Raw genomic sequence first — 23,384 nt, forward strand, 5'->3', positions numbered from 1 at the left:
CCAGCGCGAATTTCGATTCGGTGTGTCAGAAGTTGCTCAGGAACCATTCCTTCATCCGCGAGAACACTTGCCCCGCGTTGCCGGACTGCACGGCGACCTTGCGGCCGCGCATGCGCTGCGCACTGCCTTCGACGAGCAGCCCCATCGCCGTCGAGTAGCGCGGATTGCGCACGACGTCGGAAAGGCCGCCTGCATATTCCGGCGCGCCGATGCGCACCGGTTTCAGGAAAATGTCCTCGCCGAGCTCGACCATGCCCGGCATCATCGACGCGCCGCCGGTAATGACCACGCCGGAACTCAGGAGTTCTTCGTAACCCGATTCGCGCACGACCTGCTGCACGAGCGAGAACAGTTCCTCGACGCGCGGCTCGATCACGGCCGCGAGCGCCTGACGCGACAGCGTGCGCGGGCCGCGTTCGCCGAGGCCCGGCACTTCCACCATTTCGTCCGGATCGGCGAGCGCCTGCTTCGCGATCCCGTAGCCGACCTTGATGTCTTCCGCATCCGGCGTCGGCGTGCGCAGCGCCATCGCGATGTCGCTCGTGATCTGGTCGCCCGCGATCGGGATCACCGCCGTGTGGCGGATCGCGCCTTCGGCGAAGATCGCGATGTCCGTCGTGCCGCCGCCGATGTCGACCAGCACCACGCCGAGATCCTTCTCGTCTTCGGTCAGCACCGCGAGCGACGACGCGAGCGGCTGCAGGATCAGGTCGTTCACTTCCAGCCCGCAGCGGCGCACGCACTTGACGATGTTCTGCGCGGCGCTCACCGCGCCCGTCACGATGTGCACCTTCACTTCCAGCCGGATGCCGCTCATCCCGATCGGCTCGCGCACGTCTTCCTGGCCGTCGATGATGAATTCCTGCGTGAGGATGTGCAGCACCTGCTGGTCGGTCGGGATGTTGATCGCCTTCGCGGTCTCGATCACGCGCGCGACGTCCGTCTGCGTGACTTCCTTGTCCTTGATCGCGACCATCCCGCTCGAGTTGAAGCTGCGGATGTGGCTGCCCGCGATCCCCGTGAACACGTTGGTGATCTTGCAGTCGGCCATCAGCTCGGCTTCCTCGAGCGCGCGCTGGATCGACTGCACGGTGGCCTCGATGTTCACCACCACGCCTTTCTTCAGACCCTTCGACTCGCTCTGGCCGAGACCGATCACCTCGTAGTGGCCCTCGCCCTTCAGCTCGGCGACGATGGCCACCACCTTCGACGTGCCGATGTCGAGGGAAACCAGCAGATCCTTGTAGTCTTTGCTCATAAAGTGCTCTTGCGTGTGATCTCTCGTTACTTCTTGCGCTTGTCGGTATCGGTCAGGAACCGCATGCCCGCCGCGCGAATCGCGAATCCGTTCGGATAACGCAGATCCGCGTACTCGATGTCGTTGCCCCAACGCTCCGTAACGGCCGGCCACGCGGCCACCAGGCGCTGGCTCCGGTCATGCAGCGTGTCGCTGTTGCGCTCCTTGCCCAGCTCGACCTGCATGCCGTTCGACAGCTTCACCGTCCACGCGTACCGCGCCGACAGCGTCACTTCTTCCGGCGCCGCCTTCAGCGGCGCAAACCATTTCCCGAAGTCGCGATACCGCGCGACGACTTCCTTCGCGCTGCCTTCCGGCCCGTCGAACGCCGGCAGCGCCTGCTCCAGCTCGCCCTGGTTCGCGGTGAACAGCTCGCCGTCCACGCTCACGAGCTGATCGCTGCCCCAGGTCCCGAGCGGTTTGTACTCCTCGAGCGTGACAGCCAGCGCATTCGGCCACACCCGACGCACGCTCGCGTGACGCACCCACGGCATCTGCTCGAACGCGGCGCGCGCCGTATCGAGATCGACCGTGAAGAAATTGCCCTTCAGCCGGCCGACCACGCCCGCGCGCACCGTCGGCGAATTGATGTGCTCGGTGTCGCCGTCGATCCGGATTTCCCGCAGCGCGAACGTCGGGCGCTGGATCAGCCAGTAGCAGCCGGCCGCCGCCAACACGAGCAGCAGCAGCGCGTACAGCGCGCTGGCGGCAAGGTTGAGTTGGCGAACGTTGTTCCACATACGTCGTTCCGTTCCTGCGTCAGTCGTTGAGCGTGAGCGACAGCACCTTCACGACCAGCTCCGAATAGCCGATGCCGACCGCGCGCGCGGCCTTCGGCGGCAGCGAGTGGTCGGTCATCCCGGGGGCCGTGTTCACTTCCAGGAAATACGCATTGCCGGCCGCGTCGAGCATGAAATCCGCGCGGCCCCAGTCGGTGCAGCCGAGCACGTCGAACGCGCGCCGCGCGATGCGCTTCAGTTCCGCTTCCTGCTGCGCCGGCAGGCCGCACGGGATCAGGTACTGCGTATCGTCGGCGACGTACTTCGCGTGGTAGTCGTAGAACTCGCCGGCCGGCACGATCTTGATCAGCGGCAGGTCGAGATCGCCGGCGATGCACGCGGTGTATTCGCCGCCGCCTTCGATGCTCTTCTCGACGATCACGATCTTGTCGTGCGTCGCGGCTTCCGCGAGCGCGGCCGGCAGCGCGTCCGCCGTCTTCACCTTCAGCACCGCGACGCTCGAGCCTTCGCTCGCCGGCTTCACGAACAGCGGCAGGCCGAGCTTCGCGACGATGTCGGTCGCGCGCGCGGCAAGGTCGTCGCCGCGCATCACCGTCTCGAACGGCGGCGTCGGCACGCCCGTCTGCTGCCACACGAGCTTCGTGCGGAACTTGTCGAGGCCGAGCGCCGAGCCGAGCACGCCGCTGCCCGTGTAGCGGATACCGTAGAAATCGAGCGCGCCCTGAATCTGGCCGTTCTCGCCGTAGCCGCCGTGCAGCGCATTGAACGCGCGCACGAAGCCTTCGTCCTTCAGGGCCGACAGCGGCCGCTCGGCCGGGTCGAACGGATGCGCGTCGACGCCCGCGTCGCGCAGGCCCTGCAGCACGAGGCGGCCCGAGGTGAGCGACACCTCGCGCTCGGCGGATTCGCCGCCGAACAACACCGCCACCTTGCCGAAACGTTTCGGATCGATCCCGCTCATGTCAGCCTCCGCCGGGCCGCCCCAAGGAGGCTGACCGCCCCCGCGGGGGGCAGCGAACGAAGTGAGCGTGGAGGTAGTTTCATGTCATGCCTTCTGTTGAGTGTGTCGCGCGAGCTTCGCCGGCACGCCGCCGATCGAGCCCGCACCCATCGTGATCACCACGTCGCCGTTCTGCGCGACCTTCGTCAATGCGTCCGGCACGTCGTCGATTGACGCGACGAATACCGGTTCAACCTTCCCCGCCGCGCGCAGCGCACGCGACAACGCATCGCCGCTGGCCGTCGGGATCGCGGCCTCGCCGGCCGCATAGACTTCCGTCAGCACCAGCGCATCGACCGTCGACAGCACGTTGACGAAGTCGTCGAAACAGTCGCGCGTGCGCGTGTAGCGGTGCGGCTGAAACGCCAGCACGAGGCGACGGCCCGGAAACGCGCCGCGCGCGGCCGCGATCGTCGCCGCCATCTCGACCGGGTGGTGACCGTAATCGTCGATCAGCGTGTACTGGCCGCCGTCCGCGCGCGGCACTTCGCCGTAACGCTGGAAGCGTCGGCCGACGCCGTTGAATTCCGCCAGCGCCCGCTGGATCGCGTCGTCCGCCACGCCGAGGTCGGTCGCGATCGCGATCGCCGCGAGCGCGTTCTGCACGTTGTGCAGGCCCGGCATGTTCAGCACGACCGCGAGCGGCGCGCGACCTTCGCGGATCACCGTGAAATGCATCCGGCCATCGCGCGCGTCGATGTCTTCCGCGCGCACCTGCGCGTCCGGCGACAGGCCGTAGCGCACCACCGGCTTCGAGATGAACGGGATGATCTGCCGCACGTTCGGATCGTCGACGCACACGACCGCGCTGCCGTAGAACGGCAGGCGCTGCGTGAATTCGATGAACGCCTGCTTGAGCCGCGCGAAATCGTGGCCGTAGGTGTCCATGTGGTCGGCGTCGATGTTCGTGATGACCTCGATCACCGGATACAGGTTCAGGAACGACGCGTCCGACTCGTCGGCCTCGGCGACGATGAAGTCGCCCGTGCCGAGCCGCGCGTTCGCGCCGGCGCTGATCAGCCGGCCGCCGATCACGAAGGTCGGGTCCAGCCCGCCCGCCGCGAGCACGCTCGCGACGAGGCTCGTCGTCGTGGTCTTGCCGTGCGTGCCGGCGATCGCGATGCCCTGCTTCAGGCGCATCAGCTCCGCGAGCATCACCGCGCGCTGCACGATCGGCACGCGCTTCGCGCGCGCGGCCAGCACTTCCGGGTTGTCCGATCGCACGGCCGTCGACACGACGACCGCGTTCGCACCCTCGATGTTCGCCGCATCGTGGCCGATCGCGATCCGCGCGCCCAGCGCCTCGAGACGATCGGTCACCGCATTGCGCGACAGGTCCGAGCCGCTGACCGCATAGCCGAGGTTGACGAGCACTTCGGCGATGCCGCTCATGCCCGCGCCGCCGATCCCGACGAAATGAATGTGTTTGACGATGTGTTTCATTGCAGTTGTTCCAGATTCGCGCCGGCCGCCTTCGCGCAGACGCGCGCGACTTCGTCGGTAGCCTCGGGCTTCGCGAGCGCGCGCGAACGTTCCGCCATCGCCGCGAGCGATGCCCGCGACTGGCCGCGCAGCCAGTCGGCGAGCAGTTCCGCTGACAGGTCGCGTTGTTGCACCAGCACGGCCGCGCCCGCATCGGCGAGGAACGCGGCGTTGGTCGTCTGGTGATCGTCGACCGCGTACGGGAACGGCACGAACAGCGCCGCCACGCCCACCGCCGCGATCTCCGACACCGTCATCGCGCCCGACCGGCAGATCACCAGATCCGCTGCCGCATACGCGGCTGCCATGTCGTCGATGAACGGCACGAGCCGCACGTCTTCGCCGGCCGCGAAACCGGCCGCTTCGTAATTCGCCTTCAATGCGTCGATATGCTTCACGCCGGCCTGGTGCACGACGCGCGGGCGCTCGCCCGGCGTCAGCAGCGCCAGCGCGCGCGGCACGACTTCGTTCAGCGCGGCTGCCCCGAGGCTGCCGCCGACGACCAGCACGTTCAGCGCTCCGCTGCGCGACGCATAGCGTGCCTGGGGCGGCTCGGTGTGCGCAAGTTCCGCGCGAATCGGGTTACCGGTCCATTCCGCGTGCGGCAGCGCGCCGGGGAACGCGACGAGCACGCGCTTCGCGAGTTTCGCGAGCACCTTGTTGGTCAGGCCCGCGATCGAATTCTGTTCATGCAGCACGAGCGGACGCCCCGACAACGCGGTCATCACGCCCGCCGGGAACGTGATGTAGCCGCCCATTCCGAGCACGACGTCCGGTCGCACGCGGCGCAGCGCGCCGAGGCTCTGCCAGCATGCGCGCAGCAGGTTGACCGGCAGCGTCAGCTTGGTCTTCAGACCCTTGCCGCGCAGCCCGCCGAACCGCACGTACTCCATCGGAATGCCGTGCTTCGGCACGAGCGTCGCTTCCATCCCGGCCGGATTGCCGAGCCATACGACGCGCCAGCCCGCCGCTTCCATCCGGTGCGCGACCGCGAGCCCGGGGAACACGTGGCCCCCGGTCCCGCCTGCCATCACCATCAGCGTGCGTTGCGACGCGGTCATACCTTCCCTCCGCGCATCAGCACCCGGTTTTCGTAATCGACCCGCAGCAGCACCGCGAGCGCGACGCAGTTCAGCAGGATGCCCGAACCGCCGTAGCTCACGAGCGGCAGCGTCAAGCCCTTGGTGGGCAGCAGCCCGAGGTTCACGCCCATGTTGATGAACGTCTGCGCGCCGAACCAGATGCCGATGCCCTTCGCCATCAGGCCCGCGAACGTGCGATCGAGCGCGAGCGCCTGGCGGCCGATCTCGAACGCGCGGCGCACGATCCAGTAGAACAGCAGGATCACGACCAGCACGCCGACGAAGCCGAGCTCCTCGCCGATCACCGCGAGGATGAAGTCGGTATGGGCTTCCGGCAGGTAATTCAGCTTCTCGACGCTGCCGCCGAGGCCGACGCCGAACCACTCGCCGCGGCCGAACGCGATCAGCGAGTGCGTGAGCTGGTAAGCCTTGCCCTGCGCGTAGCGCTCGTCCCACGGATCGAGATACGCGAAGATCCGCTCGCGACGCCACGGCGACAGCCACACGAGCATCGTGAACGTGCCGACCGCCGTCGCGACCAGGCCGCCGAACAGCTTGCCGTTCACGCCGCCGAGGAACAGCACGCCCATCGCGATCGCGGCGACCACCATGAACGCGCCCATGTCGGGCTCGAGCAGCAGCAGCGCGCCGACCAGGCCGACCGCGAACGCCATCGGCAGGAAGCCCTTCGCGAAGCTCTGCATGTATTCCTGCTTGCGCACCGTGTAGTTCGCCGCGTAGATCGTCACGGCGAGCTTCATGATTTCCGACGGCTGCATGTTGGTGATGCCGAGCGGAATCCAGCGGCGCGCACCGTTCACGCCCTTGCCGACGTGCGGGATCAGCACGATCACGAGGCCGACGAGCGCGATCAGGAAAAGATGCGGCGCGTACTTGTCCCAGGTCGACACCGGCACGCGGAACGCGATCACCGCCGCGACGAACGCGACGGCGAGCGACACGCAGTGACGCATCAGGAACGCGTAATCGTGATACGACGCGTATTTCGGCGAATCGGGCATCGCGATCGACGCCGAATACACCATCACGACGCCGAGCCCGAGCAGCGCGATCGCGACCCACAGCAGCGAATAGTCGAAATCGAGCATCCGCGAGCGGCTCGGGCGCACGCCGTTGACGACGCTCGCGAGGCCGCCCGTCGCGGCGCGCGTGGCCGATGCGACGCGGCCGCCCGCGGCATTGCCGCCGGCGTCGCGCCGGTCGTTGAAACGGGAGACGAGGCGATCGGACCAGCTCATGGCGTCGCTCCTTTGTCGATGGCGATTGCGTCGACCGCCGCGCGGAACACTTCCGCGCGATGGGCGTAGTTCCGGAACATGTCGAGGCTCGCGCACGCGGGCGACAGCAGCACCGCATCGCCCGGCTCGGCCAGATCGGCCGCCGCGCGCACCGCGCCTTCGAGCGTCGCGTGGTCGGCGAGCGGCACGCCGGTTTCGGCGAGCGTGTCGCGGATCGCCGGCGCGTCGCGGCCGATCAGCATCACCGCGCGGCACCAGCGCGCGACCGGCGCGACCAGCGGCGCGAAATCCTGCCCCTTGCCGTCGCCGCCCGCGATCAGCACGATCTTCTGCGCGAGCCCGTCGAGCGCGGCCACCGTCGCGCCGACGTTCGTGCCCTTGCTGTCGTCGACGTAATCCACGTCGTCGATCGTCGCGATCACTTCGACGCGATGCGCTTCGCCGCGGTATTCGCGCAGCGCGTGCAGCAGCGGCGCGGCCGGCAGGTCGATCGCACGCGCGAGCGCGAACGCGGCCAGCGCGTTCGCCGCGTTGTGCAGCCCGCGGATGCGCAGCGCGTCGGCCGGCATCAGGCGCTTCTGCGCGATGTCGGGCGTATGTGCGGCGTCGCGCTTGCGCCGGCGCGTCGTCGCCGCTTCATCCGGCGCGTCGCGATCGACGGCTTCCACCAGCCATGCGATACCGTTGTCGCGCGACAGCCCGTAGTCGCCGTCCTGCGTCGGTTCGTTCAGGCCGAACGTGACCGTGCGCGGCGCGTCGGCCGCGCCGGCTGCCGGCGCGAACTTCATCACGGCCGCGTCGTCGCGGTTCAGCACGCGCGTCGTCGTCGCGCCGAAGATCCGGCCCTTTGCCTGTGCGTACGCGTCGAAGCTGCCGTGCCAGTCGAGGTGGTCCTGCGTGATGTTGAGGATCGCGGCGGCATCGGGCGCAAACGTGCGCGCGGTCTCGAGCTGGAAGCTCGACAGTTCGAGCACCCATACGTCGGGCAGCGCGGTGTCGTCGATCGCGCTCGCGAGCCGGTCGAGCATCGCCGGGCTGATGTTGCCCGCGACGGCGACCTTCTTGCCCGAGCGCTGGCACAGCAGGCCCGTGAGGCTCGTCGTCGTGGTCTTGCCGTTGGTGCCGGTAATCGCGAGCACCTTCGGCTGGTAGCCGCTCGTGCCGAGCGCGCGCAGCGCCTGCGCGAAGAACTCCAGCTCGCCCCACACCGCGATACCGCGCTCGTTCGCGGCCGCGACCAGCGCCGCGAGCGCCGGCTCCAGCGGCGACAGCCCGGGGCTCAGCCCGACGAGCTCGATGCCGCCGTCGAGCAGCGCGGGCGTGAACGCGCCGCCGACGAATTCCGCATCGATGCCTTCGGCCTGCAGCGCGGCAAGGTTCGGCGGCGCCTCGCGGGTATCGGCAATACGCAGCCGGCACCCGTGCCTCGCGCACCATCGCGCGATCGCGAGACCCGATTCCCCGAGCCCCAGTACGAGCACCATCGGCCGTTGCCGATCTCCAAACATCTCGCCAGACATCCTTGTTACCTTTCCTTTACCGCAGCTTGAGGGTGGTCAGACCGAACAGGCACAGCATCAGCGTGATGATCCAGAAACGCACGACCACCTGCGTTTCCTTCCAGCCGGACAATTCGAAGTGGTGATGCAGCGGCGCCATCTTGAGCAGCCGCCGCCCTTCGCCGTAACGCTTCTTCGTGTACTTGAACCACGACACCTGCAGCATCACCGACAGCGTTTCCGCGACGAAGATGCCGCCCATGATGAACAGCACGATTTCCTGGCGCACGATCACCGCGACCGTGCCGAGCGCGCCGCCCAGCGCCAGCGCGCCGACGTCGCCCATGAACACCTGCGCGGGGTGCGTGTTGTACCAGAGGAACGCGAGCCCGGCCCCACCCATCGCGGAACAGAAGATCAGCAGCTCGCCCGCGCCCGGAATGTGCGGGAACAGCAGATATTTTGAATAGACCGCGCTGCCCATCACGTACGCGAACACACCGAGCGACGCGCCGACCAGCACGACCGGCATGATCACGAGGCCGTCGAGCCCGTCGGTCAGATTCACCGCGTTGCTCGCGCCGACGATCACGAAGTAGGTCAGCACGATGAAGCCCCAGACGCCGAGCGGGTAGCTGATCGACTTCAGGAACGGCAGCATCAGGTCGGCACGCGCCGGCAGCCCCATCGACAGGCCGCTCCTCACCCACGCCATGAACAGGTCGAACACGCGCACGTTGTTCGCCTCGGACACGCTGAACGCGAGATAGACGGCCGCGAACAGCCCGATCACCGATTGCCAGAAATACTTCTCGCGCGACGACATCCCGCGCGGGTCCTTGTGGACGACCTTGCGGTAATCGTCGACCCAGCCGATCACGCCGAAACCGAACGTGACGAGCATCACGATCCAGATGAAACGATTCGTCAGGTCGCCCCACAGCAGCGTCGCGACCGCGATGCCGATCAGGATCAGCACGCCGCCCATCGTCGGCGTGCCGGACTTGACGAGGTGGGTCTGCGGGCCGTCCTTGCGCACGGCCTGACCGACCTTCATTTGCGTCAGCTTGCGGATCACCCAAGGTCCGCACACGAGCCCGATCCCGAGCGCGGTGATGGTGGCCATCACCGCACGGAACGTGAGGTACGTGAACAAGCGCAAAAAGCTTGCGTCTCCTTGCAGCCATTGCGCCAGCGCCAGCAGCATGCTTCCTTCCTTCTACTCAGTGTGCGGCGGGCACGGTGCCCGCCGCGGGTTGGTTCGTCAGCGCGTCGACCACGCGCTCCATCTTCATGTACCGCGAGCCCTTCACGAGCACCGTCGCCTGCGCACCGTAACCGGCCGCGAGCAACGCCGCCACGAGCGCGTCGACCTTGCCGAAATGGCGCGCCGTGTCGCCGTATGCGGTGCACGCGTCGCGCGATGCGTCGCCGAGCGCGAACAGCGCATCGATCCCGCGTTCGCGCGCGTACGCACCGATTTCGCGGTGAAATGCCGGCCCTTCGTCGCCGACTTCGCCCATGTCGCCGATCACCAGCACGCGCGGCGCGGGATGCGCGGCGAGCACGTCGATCGCGGCACGCATCGAATCGGGGTTCGCGTTGTACGTATCGTCGACGACGGTTGCGCCCGCGAGGCTGCCGACGCTCGCCTGCTTCACCTGCAGCCGGCCCTTGACCGGTTCGAACGATTCGAGGCCCTGGCGGATCGCCGACAGCGCGACACCGGCGCCGAGCGCCGCAGCCGTCGCGGCCAGCGCGTTACGCGCGTTGTGCTCGCCGAGCGCACGCAGCCGCACCGAGACGGTGCCGACCGGCGTGTCGATCGCAAGTTCGCCGCCGTGCACGCGCCCGACGACCTGCGCGTCGTTCTGACGTTCGGCGTCGTGCAGCGCGAAATCGAGGATCCGGTTGCCGGTCGCCGCGACGCGCCAGATGCCCGCGTACGCATCGTCGGCCGGGAACACCGCGACGCCGTCCGGCGGCAGCGCGTGGATCACGGCCGCGTGTTCGAGCGCGACGGCCTCGACCGTCGCCATGAACTCCTGGTGCTCGCGCTGCGCGTTGTTGACGAGCGCGACCGTCGGCGCGGTGAGGCGCGCGAGGACTTCCGTTTCGCCCGGATGGTTCATGCCGATCTCGATCACCGCCAGACGGTGCGCGGCCGACAGGCGCAGCAGCGTCAGCGGCAGGCCGACATCGTTGTTCAGGTTGCCGGCCGTCGCGAGCCGCGCGTCGGCGCCGACCGCCGCCGCGAAGATCGACGCGATCATTTCCTTGACGGTCGTCTTGCCGTTGCTGCCCGTCACCGCAACGAGCGGCAGCGAAAATCGCGTCCGCCAGCCGTGCGCGAGCGCGCCGAGCGCTGCGCGCGTTTCGCCGCCTTCGATCAGCGGCATCGCGATGCCCGCCGGCGCATGCGCGACGAGCGCCGCGGCGGCCCCGCGCGCGGCGACGTCGCCGAGGAAGTCGTGCGCGTCGAAACGCTCGCCCTTCAGCGCGACGAACAGGTCGCCCGGGCCGACCGTGCGGCTGTCAGTCGACACGCGGTCGAACGTGACGCCCGCGTCGCCGCGGACGGTGGCGCCGGGAATCAGGCGGGCGGCTTCGCCGAGACTGAGCATCGTCATTCGGCGCCTCCCTTGCCGTGCGTCGCGCGCGCTGCGAGCGCGAGCCGCGCGTGATCCTGATCGGAGAACGCGCGCTTCTTGCCCATGATTTCCTGCGTGGCCTCGTGGCCCTTGCCGGCCAGCACGACGACATCCTCGCGTGCGGCGCCGCGCACCGCCTGCAGGATCGCGCTCGCGCGATCCTCGATCCGGCGGACGCGATCGGGCGCGGTCATGCCCGCGACGACCTGGTCGATGATGTGCTGCGGATCTTCGCTGCGCGGGTTGTCGCTCGTGACGACGACTTCATCGGCGAGCCGCTCCGCGATCGCGCCCATCAGCGGCCGCTTGGTCGCATCGCGATCGCCGCCGCAGCCGAACATGCAGACGAGCCGGCCGCCGCGCGCCGCGGCGATCGGGCGCAGCGCGTCGAGCGTCTTTTCGAGCGCGTCGGGCGTATGCGCATAGTCGATCACGACGAGCGGTTCGTCGTTCTGCAGCCGGCCGCCGAGCCGCTGCATCCGGCCATTGACCGACTCGAGCCGCTCGATCTCGGCGAGGGCCGCCGCAAACGGCACGTCGGCCGCGAGCAGCGAGCCGAGCACGGCGAGCAGGTTGCTGACGTTGAACGCGCCGAGCGTGCCGACCTCGACGTCCGCGTCGCCCCACGACGAACGCAGGCGGAATGCGGTGCCCGTCGCGGTCGCGCGCACGTCTAGCGCGACCAGCTCGCGATCGGCGTCGGGCGCTTGCGCATCGCCGATCCCGTACGCGATCGTGCGCACGCGGCCGGCCAGCTTCTCGAGCAGGCGGCGGCCCGCTGCGTCGTCGCGGTTGATCACCGCCGCGCGCAGGCCGCGCCACGCGAACAGCTTCGCCTTCGCGGCCTCGTACGCATCGAACGTGCCGTGATAGTCGAGGTGATCCTGCGTGAGGTTCGTAAACACCGCGATGTCGAACGCCGTTCCGTTCACGCGCCCCTGGTGCAGCGCATGCGACGACACTTCCATCGCCACGGCCTGTGCGCCCGCGTCGCGCAATTGCGCGAGGCTGCGCTGCAGTTGCGGCGCGTCGGGCGTCGTGAAGCCGGTCGGCACGAGCTGGCCGGGCATTCCGGTGCCGAGCGTGCCGATCACCGCGCACGGCTGGTGCAGCGCCGTCAGCGCGGTGGCGATCCATTGCGTGCACGACGTCTTGCCGTTCGTGCCCGTGACACCGACCGCGAGCAGGCTGTCGCTCGGATCGCCGTACCAGCCGCTGGCGATCTCGCCGGCGAGCTGGTCGAGCGCCGGCACCGCGAGCGCGACGGGTACGGTCGGCGCGTCGGTCAGCCCTTCCGGCTGATACAGCACGGCAGCCGCCCCGCGGGCGACGGCATCGGCCATGAAAGCGCGGTTATCTGCCCCGTCGACCGCATACGCGACGAACACGTCGCCAGCCTCGAGGCTGCGCGTGTCGGCATGCAGTTGCGCCGCGGGGGCCACATGCTGACGCAGCCACGCGAGCGCGGCTGCGATCTGCTGATGCGCCGGATGGGAACTGCGGGCGGCGCTCATCGAACGACTCCTGGTGAATTACGCGTCGTGCTGGACACGATCATATGCTTTGCACCGCTCCCCGCGGCCAGCTTTTGCGGGCCCTTCGCGGCAGCGGATTCCGGCGTATCGTCGGACACGACGAGCTGCTTGATCGGCATGTTCGGCGGGACGTTCAGCGCACGCATCGTGTCGCCGGCGATCGCCGAGAATACGGGGCCGGACACCTGGCCGCCGAAGTGGCTGCCGGCGGTCGGCTCGTCGACCGACACCGCGATCACGACGCGCGGATTCGGCATCGGCGCCATCCCGACGAACGACGCGCGGTACTTGCGCGTGTAGCCGTGACCTTCGTGCTTGTACGCGGTGCCGCTCTTCCCGCCGACGCGGTAGCCCGGCACGGCCGCATCCGGCGACGTGCCGCCCGGCGCGACCACGGTCTCGAGCATCGCACGCACTTCGCGCGCGGTGGTCGGATTGAACACCTGCGTGCCCGCGATCGGTTGATTGGGGTCGGTCTTGAAAATGGTCACGGGCATCAGCTCGCCGTCGTGCGCGATCGCCGTGTACGCCCGTGCGAGCTGGAACAGCGACACCGACAGGCCGTAGCCGTACGACATCGTCGCCTGCTCGATGCGGCGCCAGCTCTTCCACGGACGCAGACGGCCGGCCACCGCGCCCGGGAAGCCGACCTTCGGCGCCTGGCCGAGGCCGATGCTCGTATACATATTCCACATTTCCTCGGGCCGCATCGTCATCGCGATCTTCGTCGCGCCGATGTTGCTCGACTTCTGGATCACGCCGCCGACCGTCAGCGTGCCGAAACCCGCGTCATCGGTGATCGGCGCGCCGTCGAGCACGAAATGCCCGTTGCCCGTCTCGACGAGCGTGTTCGGCGTCACGCGGTGCAGGTCGAGCGCGAGCGACACGGTGAACGGCTTCATGATCGAGCCCGGCTCGAACACGTCGGTCATGATCCGGTTGCGCAACTGCTCGCCCGTCATGCGCGAGCGGTCGTTCGGGTTGTACGTCGGGTAGTTGACGAGCGCGAGCACTTCGCCGGTACGCACGTCGACGACCATCGCCGCGCCGGCCTTCGCCTTGAACTTCTCGACGGCGGCCTTCAGGTTCGCGTACGCGATGTACTGGATCTTGCTGTCGATCGACAGATCGACGTCGGTGCCGTTGTGCGGCGGGATCTGCTCGGCGACGTCCTCGACGATGTGCCCCATCCGGTCCTTGATCACGCGACGCATGCCCGACGTGCCGGACAGCATCTTCTGGTCGCCCAGTTCGACGCCTTCCTGCCCTTCGTCCTCGACGTTCGTGAAGCCGATCAGGTGAGCGGTGATCTCGCCTTCCGGATAGAAGCGCTTGTATTCGTTGCGCTGATAGATGCCGGGAATGTCGAGTGCGGCGACCTTGTCGGCGACGTCGATCGGCACCTGGCGCTTCACGTAGACGAAACCCTTGTCTTCCGACAGCTTCACGCGCAGTTCCTTCGACGTCATGCCGAGGAGCTTGCCGAGCTGGTTGACCTTGTCCGCGTCGAGATCGTCCGGCACCGCGTCGGGAATCGCCCAGATCGCGCGCACCGGCAAGCTCGTCGCGAGCACGAGCCCGTTACGGTCGAGAATCTTGCCGCGCGTCGCCGGCAGTTCGATCGTGCGCTGATAGCGGCTTTCGCCCTGCTTCTGATAGAAAGCGTTGCCGGGCCCCTGGATCCAGAACGCCCGAGCGGCCAGCGCGACGAACGCCATGAACAGCAGGAACACGACGAGCTTCGAGCGCCACATCGGCAAATGGACGCCCAGCACGGGGCTCGACGAGAACTTCACGTTCTGGCGCTTCGGGGACGGCTTCATCGCGCGCCCCCCTTGCCCTTGCCGGTCGTGTCGGCCGATGCCGCGATCGGCGCGTCGATCGCCTTCGCGGCGCCAGGCGGCAGCGTCAGATATTGCGTGCGGCCGGTCGAGATCGGCTGCATTTTCAGCGAATCGTTCGCGAGCTGCTCGATGCGCGACGTCTTCGAGAGCGCGCTCTGCTGATATTGAAGCTGCGCGTAGTCCTGCTGGAGCTGACGCTCCTGCGACTGCGCGCGCTGCAGCTGGATGAAGATCTGGCGTTGCTGGTTCGTCGAGTTGACGACCGACAGCGCGCAACCCATCACGATGATCAGCAGGAAGATGTTGAGGCGGCTCATGGCGTGACGCGCTCCGCGATGCGCATCACGGCCGAGCGGGCGCGCGGATTCGCGGTGACTTCCGCTTCGCTCGGAAACTGGCGGCTGATGATCTTGAGCGGCGGACTCGGGAGGTCGACGGCGCGAATCGGCAGACGACGATCGACTGCAGGCGCACTCGCGTGCGCCTGCATGAATCGCTTGACGATCCGGTCCTCGAGTGAATGAAAGCTGATGACCACCAGCCGCCCCCCTTGCTCCAGCAACGACAATGCCGCGTCTAGTACGACTTGCAGGTCCGCAAGCTCTTGATTGACGTGAATCCGTATAGCCTGAAAGGTGCGGGTTGCCGGATCCTTGCCCTTCTCACGGGTTTTGACGACGTGACCCACGATTTGGGCAAGCTCGCCCGTGGTGTCGAGAGGCCCAAGACGGTCGGACTCTGCCCGGCGAGCAACAAGCGCCTTTGCAATCTGAAAAGCAAACCGTTCTTCCCCATAATCCCGTATCACCTCCGTCAATTCCTGCACCGAAGCCCGCGCGAGCCATTCGGCCGCCGACTCGCCACGCGTCGGATCCATTCGCATGTCCAGCGGACCATCGGCGCGGAAGCTGAAGCCGCGCGCCGGATCGTCCACCTGCGGCGAGGACACGCCCAGGTCCAGCAACACCCCTGACACCTTCTCGACGCCGCGCGCCGCAAGCGCGTCGCGCATCGATGCAAAGCTGTCGTGCACGATCGAGAAGCGCGCATCCTCGATGCCCTGCGCCGTCTCGATCGCCCTCGGATCCTTGTCGAACGCGATCAGCCGCCCGGCCGGCGCCAGCCGCGCGAGCACCGCGCGACTGTGACCGCCGCGCCCGAACGTGCCGTCGACATACACGCCGTCCGGCCGCGTCACGAGCGACTCGACCGCCTCATCCAACAGCACCGTCCGATGCCGCAATTCATTTCCCATCGCGGGCGTCTCCGTCACCGCAATCAGAACGTGAAATTCTTCAGCGCGTCGGGCATGCCCTGCGCCATCGCTGCCTGCTCCTTCGCGTTGTAGGTCTGCGAATCCCACAGCTCGAAGTGACTACCCATTCCCAACAACATGACTTCCTTTTCCAGTCCGGCTGCCATGCGCAGCTCGGGCGATACAAGAATCCGGCCCGCGCTGTCGAGATCGACGTCCATCGCATTGCCGAGAAAAATTCGCCGCCACCAGTGGGCGTCCATCGGCAGCGCGGCGATCTTGGCGCGGAACACTTCCCATTCGGGGCGCGGAAACAGCAACAGGCAGCCGTCCGGGTGCTTGGTCACAGTCACCCGTCCTTCTGCCTGTCCTTGCAGCGCTTCGCGATAGCGAGCCGGCACCGACATCCGCCCTTTCGCATCGAGCGTCAGCGCCGACGCCCCTTGGAACACTTTCCGCTCTCCCGTTCAGGGCACCGAAGCACCCGCTCAATGCTGAGAATTTAGCCGGAATAGCCTGCTAAATCACACAAAAATACACTTTCTCACACTGTCTCCCACTTTAGAGGAAGGGTGTGGCACGGTCAAGGGAGCGGCTCGCTTTTTTGACGAATTTTGTTAGTTAGAACAAGGACTTACGCGCACATGCTCATGCGGCCCGTCATTCCAAAAACCGTTATAAATGAATGAGCTAGTGCAACTTGTGAAGGTGATACGTGAGAAAGGCGGGCCAGACGGGCGTGTGGACGGGGCTTTCGGGAGCGGGAAAACGAGGAGTGAGCGGACGGTATCGGGGGCGGCGAACCGGGGCGGCGTCCCACGCCACCCCGGCGCAAATCTCAGAGATAGTACGCAGTGCTCGTCATGACTTTCGACGCGGCGCGCATCAGCATCCGCGCCGGCAGCGGCAGCTCGATGCCGCCGGCATCGGTCGCGGCCTTGCCGTGCTTGACCTCGTCGATCCGCATCTGGTCGACGATCGCGCGCGACGCGGTGTCGGCCGCCGGCAGCTCGGACATGTGGCCTTCGAGGTGGCTCTCGACCTGCCGCTCCGTCTCGGCCATGAAACCGAGGCTGACCTTGTCGCCGAGCGTGCCGGCCGCCACGCCGATCGCGAGCGCGCCGGCATACCAAAGCGGGTTCAGCAGGCTCGGGCGCGAATCGAGTTCCTTCAGGCGGTGCGCGGTCCATGCGAGGTGGTCCTCCTCCTCGCGCGCGGCCTCCTCGAACATCGCCTTCGCCGACGCCGTGCGCGCGGTGAGCTTCTGCGCCTGGTAGAGCGCCTGCGCGCAGACCTCCCCGACGTGATTCACGCGCATCAGCCCGGCCGCGCGCGTGCGTTCGGCGGGCGTCAGTTCGACGTCGGGCGCATCGGCCGGCACGGGCACGGGCCGGCTCATCCGGCTAATGCCGGTCAGCGACCGCAGGCCGCGATCGAATTCGCTGATCAGTTCATCCAACACCATCCTGTTCTCCTGGCTGCAGGCGCCGCTGCGCGCGGCAAGGGCACGAGTCCGCCGCGTAACCGACTTGATTATTCAGCGGAAATTGCGGTTAACCCGTGATTTTAACCATTGTTGCATAAAGGAAACATAGCGGCGTTGAGCTGCAGCATTTCGCTTTGTGGCAAAAAACGGCTTTGCTACATTACGTGCGACTTCTTGCGAAGTTGATGGGGCCCGTCAACAGAACATAACTATCCGCCCCGCCAAAAAAATTCAGTGATTCTTGGAGATCCGTTAATGAAAAAGTCGCTTCTCGCGCTCGTCGCGCTGGGTGCGTTCGCTGGCGCTGCCCATGCGCAAAGCAGCGTGACGCTTTACGGCATCATCGATGAAGGCCTGCTCTTCAACAACAACGCAGGCGGCAAGCACCTGTACAGCATGGCCAGCGGCGTGATGCAAGGCAGCCGCTTCGGCCTGCGCGGCACCGAAGACCTCGGTGGCGGCCTGAAGGCGATCTTCACCCTCGAAAACGGTTTCGACGTGAACAGCGGCAAGCTCGGTCAGGGCGGCCTGATGTTCGGTCGTCAGGCTTACGTCGGCCTGTCGAGCCCGTACGGTACGGTCACGCTGGGTCGTCAGTACGACTCCGTCGTCGACTTCGTCGGCCCGCTCGAGGCAGGCGACCAGTGGGGCGGCTACATCGCCGCTCACCCGGGCGACCTCGACAACTTCAACAACGCGTATCGCGTGAACAACGCGGTCAAGTTCACGAGCCAGAGCTACGGCGGCCTCACGTTCGGCGGCCTGTACAGCTTCGGCGGCCAGGCTGGCCAGTTCTCGAAGAACCAGGTCTGGTCGCTCGGCGCAGGCTACAACAACGGCCCGCTGGTCCTCGGCGTCGGTTACTTGAACGCACGTACGCCGAACCAGTTCGGCGGCATGTTCAACAACGGGTCGACGTCGTCGTCGGTCTCGTCGCCGATCTACGGCGCGTACGCGAACAACGCGAACACGTATCAGGTCATCGGTGCAGGCGGCGCGTACACGTTCGGCGCAGCGACGATCGGCGCGACGTACTCGAACACGAAGTTCAAGGGCTTCTCGGCAGGCCCGTTCGTGAACCAGACCGCGACGTTCAACAACGGCGAAATCAACTTCAAGTACCAGTTGACGCCGGCGTTGATCCTCGGCGCAGCGTACGACTACACGCAAGGCAGCAAGATCGACGGCAATTCGGCAGCCAAGTACCACCAGGGCTCGCTGGGCGTCGACTACTTCCTGTCGAAGCGCACCGACGTCTACGTGATCGGCGTGTACCAGCACGCATCGGGCAACGTGCTCGATTCGAACGGCAACGTCCTGAAGGCAACGGCAGCGATCAACGGTCTGGCCGGGTCGAGCACCAGCAACCAGGTCGCAGCACGCGTCGGTATCCGTCACAAGTTCTAATCAGCTTGTCTGACAAGCCGCAGCATATTGAAGGCGCCTTCGGGCGCCTTTTTCTTTTGTGGTTGGGCGGGGATGTTGGCGGGTCGCGGGTCGCGATAGACCACGCCGCGTGCGCCGTCCCGAGCCGTCAACTCGGAGCAAGGGTTGCCGCCACCTCCGCACGAAACAGGCACTTCCCCGCAGCCGCAAACAAAAAACCCGGCAACAGGGCGGGCTTTTCGTTCAACCGTATCGCTGCGCGCGTTACGCTCGTCCGTCGCGCAGCTCGCGCCGCAGGATCTTGCCGACGTTCGTCTTCGGCAGCTCCGTGCGGAATTCGACCAGCTTCGGCCGCTTGTACCCGGTGAGCCGCTCCTTGCAGTAAGCAAGGATGTCCTTGTCGGTCAGCGCCGGATCCTTTTTCACGACGAACAGTTTCACGGCTTCGCCGGAATGCTCGTCCGGCACGCCGACTGCCGCGACCTCGAACACACCCGGATGCGACGCCACCACGTCCTCCACTTCGTTCGGATACACGTTGAAGCCCGACACGAGAATCATGTCCTTCTTGCGATCGACGATCTTCACGTAGCCGCGCGCATCCATCACGCCGACGTCGCCCGTCTTGAAGAATCCGTCCGCGAACATGACCTTCGCGGTCTCGTCCGGCCGGTTCCAGTAGCCGGCCATCACCTGCGGCCCGCGAATGCAGATCTCGCCGGGCTCGCCGAGCGCGACGTCATTGCCGGCATCGTCGCGAATCGCGACTTCGGTCGACGGCAGCGGCAAGCCGATCGTCCCGCTGTATTCGGTGGCCGTCACGGGGTTGCAGGTCGCCACCGGCGACGTTTCGGACAGCCCGTATCCTTCGATGATCGCAGTACGGGTCTTTTCATACCACCGCTTCGCGACGCCTTCCTGGATCGCCATGCCACCGCCGTTGGCGATCACGAGCTTCGACAGGTCGAGCTGGTCGAAGTCGGGATGGTTTAGCAGCGCGTTGTACAGCGTGTTGACGGCCGGAATCGTCGAGATCCGGTAACCCTTCAGTTCCTTGATCATGCCGGCGATGTCGCGCGGGTTCGGGATCAGGACGCCCATGCCGCCCGTGCGCATCGTCAGGAAACCGCAGACGGTCAGTGCGAACACGTGATACAGCGGCAGCGCGACAACCGTCACGAATTGTTCCACGTCGGGGTACTTGTCGTGGGCCGGCTGATGCCAGGCGCCGGCCTGCAGCACGTTCGACACGATGTTCCGGTGCAGCAGCGTCGCGCCCTTCGCAACGCCGGTCGTACCGCCCGTGTACTGCAGGAACGCGACGTCGTCGGGGCCGATCTTCTGCGGCTTGAACGCCTGTCGTGCGCCCTCCGCGAGCGCGGCCTTGAAGCGCGTGAACGACGGCAGTTGCCACGCAGGCACCATCTTCTTCACGTTGCGCACGACGTAATTGACGATCCATCCCTTGATGCCCAGCAGGTCGCCCATCGATGCGACGACCACGTGCTTGACGGCCGTATTGGCGATGACGGCCTGCAACGTCGACGCGAAATTCTCGAGGATGACGATCGCCTCCGCACCGCTGTCCTTCAACTGATGCTCGAGCTCGCGCGGCGTATAGAGCGGATTGACGTTGACCACGGTATAGCCGGCGCGCAGGACCGCAGCGATCGTCAGCGGGTACTGCAGCACGTTCGGCATCATGATCGCGACGCGCGCCCCGCGAGCCAGGCCGCGGGACTGCAGCCAGGCGCCGAACTGACGCGACAGCTTGTCGAGTTCGCCGTACGTGATCCGCTTGCCCATGCAAACGAACGCGGTACGGTCGCGATACTGCCGGAAGCTTTCGTCGAGCAGGTCCGGGACGGACGGATAAGGAGAGGAGTCGATTTCGGCTGGAACGCCGGGTGGGTACGATTTCAGCCAAATTTTGTCCATACCGCGCGTCTCCTCACAGATTTTCGAATGGTCGTGCTAAAACGCATCGTAACGGCTCCCCCGCCCCGAGACAACAGGGTTAGATGTCCACTTCGAACTTGCGTGTCAATTTCGTCTGATCATACGGCGATATTCGATCAAATCCGCTCAACTTCCACAAGACAATCGTAAAACGTCGCCGAATTGCCCAGATCGGTCAGCGCCTGGCTCGTCACCTCGTTCGCATTCTTGCCGTCCGGCGACAGTTTCTTCCACCAGATCGACAACCCGACGACGAGCCCGGCCCGCGCGCGATCGGTGATTCGCGCGCGGGCCTGCATCGAGCCGCGGTCGTTGAAGATGCGGACGATGTCGCCCTCTGCGATGCCGCGAGCGCTGGCGTCGGACGGATGCATGTCGAGGTGCGGCTCGCCTTCCGTCGAACGCAGGCTGTCGACGTTCACGAACGTGCTGTTCAGGAAGTGGCGGGCCGGCGGCGAAATCATCGCCAATGGATAGCGTGCGGCGAGCTCGGGCGCGGCTTCGGTGGATTCGAACGGCGGCAGGTAGTCGGGGACGGGGTCCATGCCCATCTGCTCGAGCCGCGGGCTGTAGAACTCGCACTTGCCGGAGGGCGTGCGGAAACCGCCATTCGCGAACGGCGCCTCCGGCAGCTTGAGCTTCAGCCAGCCGACCCGCTTCAGCGTGTCCCAGTCGCTGTCGAGCGCCGGATCGTCCCAGCGAAGCGCCGCGCGCGCGACCTCTTCGTCGCCGTGATAGAGCGCGGGCTCGTCGAGGCCCATGCTGCGCGCGATCCCGCGAAAGATCTCCGTGTTCGGCCGCGCGTCTCCCACCGGCGAGATCGCTGGCAGGTTCGCCATCACGTAGGTATGGCCATACGATTTATGGACATCCAGATGTTCGAGCTGCGTGGTCGCCGGCAATACAATGTCGGCGAAATCGGCCGTATCTGTCTTGAAGTGCTCGAGAACGACCGTGAACAAATCGTCGCGTGCAAAGCCCGCGGCGACTTTCGACGAGTCCGGTGCAACCGCCACCGGATTCGAGTTGTACACGATCACTGCTTCGACTTTCGGCCCGAACGTCGCGTCCCCCGGATGCAGCAGCGCGTCGCCGATCGCGTTCATGTTGATGATGCGAGGCAGCTTGTGCGGCCAACCTGGCATCAGGTCCGGACGCAGCAGCGCCGCCTGATTGACGGGCGCCGATTCCGACGACGAGAGCAGCAGGCCGCCTGCCCGATCGCGCCACGCTCCCGTCAGCGCCGGCAGGCTGGCAATCGCGCGCACGGCATTGCCGCCGCCGCGAACACGCTGCATGCCGTAGTTGAGGCGGATCGATGCCTTCCGGGTAGCGCCGTAGCGACGCGCAAGATCGATCAGCACCGACGCATCGATGCCGCAGATCTCCGCCACGCGTTCCGGCGGATAGGACAGTGCGCGCGCCTTGAGCGCGTAGAAGCCGAGCGTATGGTCGGCGATGTAATCGTGATCGAGCAGGTTTTCGGTAATCAGCACATGCATCATGCCGAGCGCAAATGCACCATCGGTACCAGGCTTCAGTGCGATGTGCTGATGGCATTTCTCCGCGGTCAGCGAACGATATGGATCGATCGCGACAAGACGCGCGCCACGGCGCTTCGCTTCCTGCGCGCGGGTCCAGAAGTGCAGGCTCGATGCAATCGGATTCGCGCCCCATATCAGAATCAGCTCGCTTTCCTCGAAGTATTCAAGGTGCATGCCGACACTGCCGCCGTAGGTATATCGCAGCCCCGCTGCGCCGGCTGCCGCGCAGATCGTCCGCTCCAGCCGCGAGGCGCCGAGCTTGTGGAAGAAGCGCTGGGCGATGCCTTCGCCTTGCACGAGCCCCATCGTTCCCGCATAGCTGTACGGCACGATCGCCTCCGGCGCGCGTGCGGCGATTTCACCGAGGCGACGTCCTATCTCGTCGAACGCTTCGCTCCAGCTGATCGGCACAAAGCGCCCCTCTCCCTTCGGGCCGACCCGCTTGAGCGGGACAGTGAGGCGATCGGGATGATGAACGCGATCCGCGTATCGGCTGACCTTCGTACACAACACGCCCTGCGTCGGCGGATGGTCGGGATCGCCCGTGACCTTGATTGCCTTGCCGTTCTCGACGGTCACCCGCATGGCGCACGTGTCCGGACAATCATGCGGGCAAACAGCCCGGGCTACCTGGGTGGCGGCGTTCATCGTTTTGAATGCAAAGAGGGAGATTCGCAAATTTTACGTGGACCCGCCGAATAAAGCGCCGGTTTCGCGCCGATTTTGGATTAGCCGGACGAAAACGGGATAACGTGGCCGGCTCCAGGAAGCGGAAAGTTGGTCGCACAAGCGCGCCTGACGATACGCTGCGGCGCGCAAGTTGCGATCTTGATCGAGGATACGATCAATAATCGATTGAATCGCGAAAGATAGGAGCGGTTGATGGGATTTGATGTTGCAATTGATGCGGTGTCGGAGTGCTAACGCCGATAGGCTGGGTGACGCTTTCCGCCTGCACCGCGTATTTCCGCCTCGCCAATGCAAAAACCCCCGCCTTTCGGGCGGGGGTTTCTGGCTTAGGGAGCCTGACGATTACCTACTTTCACACGGGAATCCGCACTATCATCGGCGTAGAGTCGTTTCACGGTCCTGTTCGGGATGGGAAGGGGTGGGACCGACTCGCTATGGTCATCAGGCAAAGAGGGTTGTTGCGTTGCTTCGCAGCGCAACCAATCTTGGAAGAAGCAGTAATTTTGGGTTGTGTGTATCGCACACGAGAATCAACAAGTCCTGTAAGACAGACTTGTTATAGGATCAAGCCTTACGGGCAATTAGTATCGGTTAGCTGAACGCATTACTGCGCTTACACACCCGACCTATCAACGTCCTGGTCTCGAACGACCCTTCAAGGGGATCTAGTCCCCA

The 23,384-nt window shown here is 66.0% G+C and carries 18 protein-coding genes and 2 rRNA genes; 1 reads left to right on the forward strand and 19 read right to left on the reverse strand.

Translation table 11 applies throughout. The features are described 5' to 3' along the window. Positions 1–25 precede the first annotated feature (25 nt). The 15 genes from ftsA to coq7 all read right to left on the reverse strand — a co-directional run bounded on the left by ftsA (position 26) and on the right by coq7 (position 17,109). Positions 26–1,258: a cell division protein FtsA gene (ftsA, locus tag WS95_RS16015; RefSeq protein WP_006487138.1), complete on the reverse strand. Its 1,233-nt coding sequence runs from the start codon at positions 1,256–1,258 to the stop codon at positions 26–28. Between the two features lie 26 nt (positions 1,259–1,284). Next, complete coding sequence (locus WS95_RS16020) at positions 1,285–2,037, reverse strand: cell division protein FtsQ/DivIB (protein ID WP_034206327.1); 753 nt, start codon at positions 2,035–2,037, stop codon at positions 1,285–1,287. Between the two features lie 19 nt (positions 2,038–2,056). Next, positions 2,057–2,998 carry a D-alanine--D-alanine ligase gene (locus tag WS95_RS16025; RefSeq protein WP_034206326.1) on the reverse strand — a complete coding sequence of 314 codons (942 nt, stop codon included), beginning with the start codon at positions 2,996–2,998 and terminating at the stop codon, positions 2,057–2,059. An 84-nt stretch (positions 2,999–3,082) separates the two neighbouring features. Continuing rightward, on the reverse strand, positions 3,083–4,480 hold the full coding sequence (gene murC / locus WS95_RS16030; protein WP_059824578.1) for a UDP-N-acetylmuramate--L-alanine ligase: 1,398 nt from the start codon (positions 4,478–4,480) through the stop codon (positions 3,083–3,085). After that, positions 4,477–5,580, reverse strand: a complete 1,104-nt coding sequence (gene murG / locus WS95_RS16035) for an undecaprenyldiphospho-muramoylpentapeptide beta-N-acetylglucosaminyltransferase (RefSeq protein ID WP_059824580.1) — start codon at positions 5,578–5,580, stop codon at positions 4,477–4,479. Before murG ends, murC begins: the two co-directional genes overlap by 4 nt. Beyond that, a complete protein-coding gene (gene ftsW / locus WS95_RS16040) occupies positions 5,577–6,860 on the reverse strand; it encodes a putative lipid II flippase FtsW (protein WP_027783454.1) in 1,284 nt (427 codons plus the stop codon). The genes murG and ftsW overlap by 4 nt, the downstream gene beginning before the upstream one ends. Then, a complete protein-coding gene (gene murD / locus WS95_RS16045; RefSeq protein ID WP_059824582.1) occupies positions 6,857–8,368 on the reverse strand; it encodes a UDP-N-acetylmuramoyl-L-alanine--D-glutamate ligase in 1,512 nt (503 codons plus the stop codon). Before murD ends, ftsW begins: the two co-directional genes overlap by 4 nt. 28 nt (positions 8,369–8,396) lie before the next feature. Beyond that, positions 8,397–9,566 (reverse strand): phospho-N-acetylmuramoyl-pentapeptide-transferase, encoded by a 1,170-nt coding sequence (gene mraY, locus WS95_RS16050; protein ID WP_006477019.1) that lies wholly within the window; start codon positions 9,564–9,566, stop codon positions 8,397–8,399. A 16-nt stretch (positions 9,567–9,582) separates the two neighbouring features. Further along, on the reverse strand, positions 9,583–10,989 hold the full coding sequence (locus WS95_RS16055) for a UDP-N-acetylmuramoyl-tripeptide--D-alanyl-D-alanine ligase (protein ID WP_059824583.1): 1,407 nt from the start codon (positions 10,987–10,989) through the stop codon (positions 9,583–9,585). Continuing rightward, positions 10,986–12,524, reverse strand: coding sequence for a UDP-N-acetylmuramoyl-L-alanyl-D-glutamate--2,6-diaminopimelate ligase (locus WS95_RS16060; RefSeq protein WP_059824585.1), 1,539 nt, complete (start codon positions 12,522–12,524; stop codon positions 10,986–10,988). Before WS95_RS16060 ends, WS95_RS16055 begins: the two co-directional genes overlap by 4 nt. Further along, positions 12,521–14,368: a peptidoglycan D,D-transpeptidase FtsI family protein gene (locus WS95_RS16065; RefSeq protein WP_059824586.1), complete on the reverse strand. Its 1,848-nt coding sequence runs from the start codon at positions 14,366–14,368 to the stop codon at positions 12,521–12,523. The genes WS95_RS16060 and WS95_RS16065 overlap by 4 nt, the downstream gene beginning before the upstream one ends. After that, positions 14,365–14,706, reverse strand: coding sequence for a cell division protein FtsL (gene ftsL / locus WS95_RS16070; RefSeq protein WP_034206321.1), 342 nt, complete (start codon positions 14,704–14,706; stop codon positions 14,365–14,367). The genes WS95_RS16065 and ftsL overlap by 4 nt, the downstream gene beginning before the upstream one ends. Further along, positions 14,703–15,644 carry a 16S rRNA (cytosine(1402)-N(4))-methyltransferase RsmH gene (gene rsmH, locus WS95_RS16075; protein WP_059824632.1) on the reverse strand — a complete coding sequence of 314 codons (942 nt, stop codon included), beginning with the start codon at positions 15,642–15,644 and terminating at the stop codon, positions 14,703–14,705. The genes ftsL and rsmH overlap by 4 nt, the downstream gene beginning before the upstream one ends. 23 nt (positions 15,645–15,667) lie before the next feature. After that, on the reverse strand, positions 15,668–16,096 hold the full coding sequence (gene mraZ / locus WS95_RS16080) for a division/cell wall cluster transcriptional repressor MraZ (RefSeq protein WP_006487094.1): 429 nt from the start codon (positions 16,094–16,096) through the stop codon (positions 15,668–15,670). 386 nt (positions 16,097–16,482) lie between these two features. Then, entirely contained in the window at positions 16,483–17,109 is a 627-nt protein-coding gene (gene coq7, locus WS95_RS16085) for a 2-polyprenyl-3-methyl-6-methoxy-1,4-benzoquinone monooxygenase (protein ID WP_059779078.1), read from the reverse strand. 276 nt (positions 17,110–17,385) lie between these two features. Between coq7 and WS95_RS16090 the strand changes: the two genes are divergently transcribed. After that, the gene (locus WS95_RS16090) at positions 17,386–18,537 is read left to right on the forward strand and encodes a porin (protein WP_034206318.1); all 1,152 of its coding nucleotides are present in this window, start codon (positions 17,386–17,388) and stop codon (positions 18,535–18,537) included. Between the two features lie 243 nt (positions 18,538–18,780). On the opposite strand, the gene WS95_RS16095 is transcribed toward WS95_RS16090, so the two are convergent. The 4 genes from WS95_RS16095 to WS95_RS16110 all read right to left on the reverse strand — a co-directional run. Beyond that, positions 18,781–20,454 (reverse strand): long-chain fatty acid--CoA ligase, encoded by a 1,674-nt coding sequence (locus WS95_RS16095; RefSeq protein ID WP_059824588.1) that lies wholly within the window; start codon positions 20,452–20,454, stop codon positions 18,781–18,783. Positions 20,455–20,591: 137 nt separating this feature from the next. Beyond that, the gene (locus tag WS95_RS16100; RefSeq protein ID WP_059824591.1) at positions 20,592–22,667 is read right to left on the reverse strand and encodes a molybdopterin-containing oxidoreductase family protein; all 2,076 of its coding nucleotides are present in this window, start codon (positions 22,665–22,667) and stop codon (positions 20,592–20,594) included. A gap of 375 nt (positions 22,668–23,042) precedes the next feature. After that, positions 23,043–23,155, reverse strand: a 5S ribosomal RNA gene (gene rrf, locus WS95_RS16105). Between the two features lie 114 nt (positions 23,156–23,269). Continuing rightward, a 23S ribosomal RNA gene (locus tag WS95_RS16110) occupies positions 23,270–23,384 on the reverse strand; the annotation flags it as partial.

It is taken from the genome of Burkholderia sp. MSMB1826 (assembly GCF_001526325.1).
In the GTDB taxonomy this organism is placed as follows: Bacteria; Pseudomonadota; Gammaproteobacteria; order Burkholderiales; family Burkholderiaceae; genus Burkholderia.